We start from the raw sequence: 1,143 nt of genomic DNA on the forward strand, positions 1-1,143 counted from the left end.
TCTTGCACACCCGCTAAAAATTCAGCATCGGCACAGTTGCCACGTAAGTTAAGGTGACCCAATAACTTATGCTCATGTAAAATAATGCCACCAGCGCTTGATTGGCCAATTAATTGGTCAAGCTGTGCATGGTGCAGCGGTGATTCTACTTGGATTGCGTTAGACATTTTGACGGTCTCCCTTTGGATCATAAAATACTGGGCTGCAAATTTCAGCTTCCACGGTGGTGCCATCACTTAATGGCAAATAGACACTTTCGCCTTTGCGGCTAATGCCACCTTTAACGACGGCTAAGGCAAACGAATAGCCCATACAAGCACTGTAATAACTTGAGGTGACATGACCGACCATCTTCATTGGAATGCTTTGGTTTTTCTCAAAGACAATTTGTGCGCCTTAAGGTAAAACAAAAGTCGGGTCTTTAGGTTTGAGTCCCACCATTTGTTTACGGTCATCACGTTTATTGTCAAAGCGCGTCCAAGAGCGTTTGCCAATAAAGCTAAACTCTTTCTTCTTACCAACAACCCAGTCCATATCTAAATCTTGTGGCGTCACCGAGCCATCGGTGTCTTGTCCGACAATGATAAAGCCTTTTTCTGCGCGTAAAATATGCATGGTTTCGGTGCCATACGGGGTGATATTAAATTCTTCACCCGCCGCCATCACCGCTTTCCACGCATGCATGCCATAGTTGGCTTGCACGTTAATTTCAAACGACAGTTCGCCCGTAAACGAGATACGGAAAATACGTGCCTTAACCCCTGCAACCGTCGCTGCGCGCCAATCCATGTACTTGAAGCTGTCATTACTGACATCAATGTCACAGATTTTCTCTAAGACTTTACGTGAATTAGGGCCTGAGATGGTCATGGTTGACCAATGATCGGTCACGGTTGAGAAGTACACCTCTAGCTCTGGCCACTCAGTTTGATGCCATAGCTCTAACCATTGCAATACGCTCGCCGCGCCGCCTGTGGTAGTCGTCATGATAAAACGATTGTCATCAAGGCAAACCGTAACACCATCATCAAAGACCATACCGTCTTCTTTACACATCACCCCGTAGCGACATTTACCAACACCTAATTTGCTCCATGGGTTGGTATAAACACGGTTTAAAAATTCTCGTGCATCTTTACCTTG

At 45.6% G+C, this 1,143-nt stretch carries 2 protein-coding genes; both read right to left on the reverse strand.

Annotated features, from left to right (window positions below):
- Positions 1-159 precede the first annotated feature (159 nt).
- On the reverse strand, positions 160-357 hold the full coding sequence (locus ESZ36_RS23030) for a glycine cleavage T C-terminal barrel domain-containing protein (protein ID WP_246129218.1): 198 nt from the start codon (positions 355-357) through the stop codon (positions 160-162).
- Positions 358-396: 39 nt separating this feature from the next.
- A partial coding sequence (locus ESZ36_RS22420; protein ID WP_246129219.1) for an aminomethyl transferase family protein occupies positions 397-1,143 on the reverse strand: 747 nt, incomplete at its 5' end.

The sequence above is a fragment of the Colwellia demingiae genome (assembly GCF_007954275.1).
Lineage (GTDB): Bacteria > Pseudomonadota > Gammaproteobacteria > Enterobacterales > Alteromonadaceae > Colwellia > Colwellia demingiae.